We start from the raw sequence: 3,606 nt of genomic DNA, 5'->3' as shown, positions 1-3,606 counted from the left end.
ATTTTAGAATATTGTTCTATAACTATTAAATAAATTCTACCATTGTTCAACTAGGGAGTTGTTAAATATGAATAAAATAAGCCATAATATATACTTCATTTCATCATATGAATACAGAACGTTTAATATTCTCTTTAGATGATGTAGACATCTTCAACACAACTAAATTAAATAATTTAAACTTTTCAAAATATGACTACATAGGATTTGCTTCTGGCATATACTATGGTGAGATGTCAAAAAATATTCTCGATGCCGCTCGAAAAATAATTTTAAAAGATTCAGCTAAAGTTTTTATTGTCTATACTTGTGGTATTTGTCTTAAAAATTATTCTAAAAGTATGGAGCATATTTTAAATTCAAGAAATTTAGATTATATTGGTGAATTTTCATGCCGTGGTTATGATAATTACGGTCCTTTTAAAATCTTTGGTGGAATATCCAAAAAGCACCCTACCCAAAATGATATTACTAATTTTAAAAAATTTATCTATGAAATTCAAAATTTATAGATCTCAAACATTAAAAACACGACTTCTCTAAAAGCCGTGTTTTATTTTTAATATGCCCAACCCCAATTTCTATTCCATCCATTCCAGTCAATATTTGGAGTCTCTTCTGTCCAAAATCTTTCAGATTCATTTGGTTCTCTTTCATTTCTCCTATCATTAATAGGATTTATATCTTGTCTATTATATGATATCTGAGAAGTGTTTGGATGTTTTGAAATATCCCAAGCTCTATATCCGGCTTCTCTAGTTCTGAGCTTATCATCATTTACTAAATAAAACTCATAATTAGGACTGCTATTTGTTGGGTCATTCCATGTCAAGTCTATTTGATACCAAGTCCCATCTACCTGAACTCTATTCCACATATGATTTGTTTGTCCATTTCTAAATTGTCTTTCAACTTCTTCTCTTGGTATATAATAAGAACTGTTAGGTGATGTTGTAGTTACCATTCCTGATACGATTTCTACATTTAAATTTGCTTTTTTAGCAAAAGCATAAAAATATGTTGCATATCCTTGACATACTCCGTGATTATCATAATGTAGTGCCAATGGTGAAAATTGAGAGTATCTACCTTGTCCTCCTTCAGATCTATAATGAACCTTGTTTACAATGTGGTCATGTATAGCTCTAACCTTTTGCTCATCATTCATATTAGAATTTATATTTCTATCCACCCAACTTTGAATATCTGAGTGATATTTATCAATTACATTCTTATCCTCTGTAAAGTATCTAGGTTGTACTTGAACTAAATATATTTCTTCATTTCCTCTATACCAAGCTGTCAAACCGTAACTTAATTGATTCGTAACAGTTAGAGTTTCTGCATCTAATAAATCCAAACTATTTAAATCAATTTGAAAACCTTTCGCCTTAACTAATATAGGGTTTTTCAAATCCAAGATTTGTCTTTTTATTTCTCTTTCTAATTCAACTTTGCTATTTACTGTATCATTAACTTCTCTATAAGACCATTTCCCTACAAATTTTATATCTTCGCTTACTGATTCAAATCTATCCGGTGTCCACCCTTTAAATTCCCAACACCCAATAGTCCCATCATTCTTGATAAAATGTAATTGAACAACTTCTGCACCATTAGAATTTACAACTTTAGAAGCTGTTACACTCTCCCCTCGTGAAACTTCATTATTGCTAGGAAGTAATCCCATTATTTCATCCGGTATTTCAATTTCACTATCACTTACAAAAGAATAAGTTACATTATATTTTTTAGAATCTACAGGCAATATTTCAAAAACCGCTTTTAGTTTAACATCCTTTACTATTGAAGTATTGAAATCAAACTCGTTTATCCCATCTTCTGACCAAAACTTAAATTTATATCCTTCTTTTTGAGGAATTTGTTCTGGCTTTATAGCACTTTCTTTATATCCGACAGTAATTTGTGGAATATCAAATTCATTCCCTTCCACATCAAACATAACCGTTTTATAATCTTCATTCAGTTCATTTGTAAAAACTGCCTTTAAAATGATACTCTCATTTATTCTAGTATCAAAATTATATTCATTTATTCCATCTAATGACCAAAACTTAAATTTATATCCTTCTTTAATTGGATTAATTGGTTTTTCTACTCTTTCTCCTGATTTTACAATTGCAGTTGGTATTGTATTTGAGTCTCCATCAATATCAAAAACAACTGAGTACTCTTGTTGAGGTATAGGTTTAAAAACAGCTGTCAAGACCACATCTGATGACGGCATTATAATGATATTATTATTTAAATTTATTTCATCACCATTTATTGATTCACATTTTATATAATCTAATTCAAACCCTACATCAGGTTTAACAGATATCGTAACTTTTTCTCCTTTTGCAGACTTTAATTTATCTACAAATATTGAACCATTTGATGTTTCATAAGCATATACATTATACTTTAAAAGTTTCTCATTAGATTTTCCCTTAAGATTATTTTTAGATAACTCAATTAACTCAACTATACTATTTACTGTTTCTTGGTCAATATTGTGAGTATTAAATACATTTTTACCTATAATAACTGCATAATCATATTGATACTTATTAAAATCTGTATCAAATCTATATCTATCCTCCGCTTTAACCTTTGATTCTTCATCAATTAATTTTTTTAAATTACTTAAATCAGCAGAATAAATTCTTATATCATTTTTATTGCCTATCTTGTTACCTTTTAAATTTAATTTTGCCTTTTCTATTAAATTTAAAACTTCTTCTATGTCAATATCTTCATCTAAAGATGATAATGTATACTTCCCTATTTCTATTGCATAATCATATTCATCTTTATTAACTTGTGTATCTAATTTATATATATCAGATTTCTTAATATTATATGACTCATCAACTAATTCTCTTATTTTATTTAGTTTACTTCTACTAGTATATTTCTCTTCAAATTTAGCAATTAAATTTTTACTTTCAGTTGCAGGAACTGTAAAGTCAAACCTAACCCCATCTTCATCATACCAACCTATAAATTTTTTGCCATCTATATTCGGTTGTTTAGGAGCAACAATATAACGTCCCTTTATAAAATTTACTTTCCAATACTCTTGATTCCCTATATAGAATCTTATAGTTTTGTTGTTATTTGAAGTCTCAAAATCTCTTTCATCTCTCCAACTTCTATACCCCCAACTATTTTCTTCTCGCTTAGCTTTCAAAAAAGTTTGTTCCGTTTTTTTAAAACCTTCAGCAAAAGTAGTCCCTACATTTGATGCCAAAATCATCAAAGTAAACACTATAATAAGTATTCTTCTTTTCATGTTACCCTCCTTAAATTAATTTAGTCAAATATTTATTTAACTAAGTCATATTGTAACATGATAAATAGATGAATGAAAGTATTGTGTTATTTAAATTTTCTATATATAATTATTGTTTGATATAATTTTTTATATATTTCAATTATTGATTTAAACTAAAATAAAGGTGCTGTTGCAGAATAGATGATTCTACTCTGCAACAGCATTTTTTTATCAAGTATTTAAATTTAGCCATTGTGTTTTTGGTCTTGAAATATTTTTTAGATAAATTTATCTCGTTTTTCTTAAAAATGGGTTCACTTAATAAA

2 protein-coding genes are annotated in these 3,606 nt (G+C 27.8%); one reads left to right on the top strand and one right to left on the bottom strand.

Annotated elements, in window-relative coordinates; genetic code table 11:
• Positions 1–107: 107 nt before the first annotated feature.
• Entirely contained in the window at positions 108–512 is a 405-nt protein-coding gene (locus HMPREF9129_RS08930; protein WP_004822729.1) for an NADPH-dependent FMN reductase family protein, read from the top strand.
• 47 nt (positions 513–559) lie between these two features.
• On the opposite strand, the gene HMPREF9129_RS08925 is transcribed toward HMPREF9129_RS08930, so the two are convergent.
• Entirely contained in the window at positions 560–3,298 is a 2,739-nt protein-coding gene (locus HMPREF9129_RS08925; RefSeq protein ID WP_004822726.1) for an InlB B-repeat-containing protein, read from the bottom strand.
• Positions 3,299–3,606: the final 308 nt, after the last annotated feature.

The sequence above is a fragment of the Peptoniphilus indolicus ATCC 29427 genome (assembly GCF_000227315.1).
GTDB classification, from domain to species: domain Bacteria; phylum Bacillota; class Clostridia; order Tissierellales; family Peptoniphilaceae; genus Peptoniphilus; species Peptoniphilus indolicus.
This window is presented reverse-complemented; position numbering and strand designations above follow the sequence as displayed.

Excerpts from the sequence above, each read along its gene's own strand:
- HMPREF9129_RS08930 (WP_004822729.1), top strand. The coding sequence starts at position 108 with ATGAATACAGAACGTTTAATATTCTCTTTAGATGATGTAGACATCTTC.
- HMPREF9129_RS08925 (WP_004822726.1), bottom strand. The coding sequence starts at position 3,298 with ATGAAAAGAAGAATACTTATTATAGTGTTTACTTTGATGATTTTGGCA.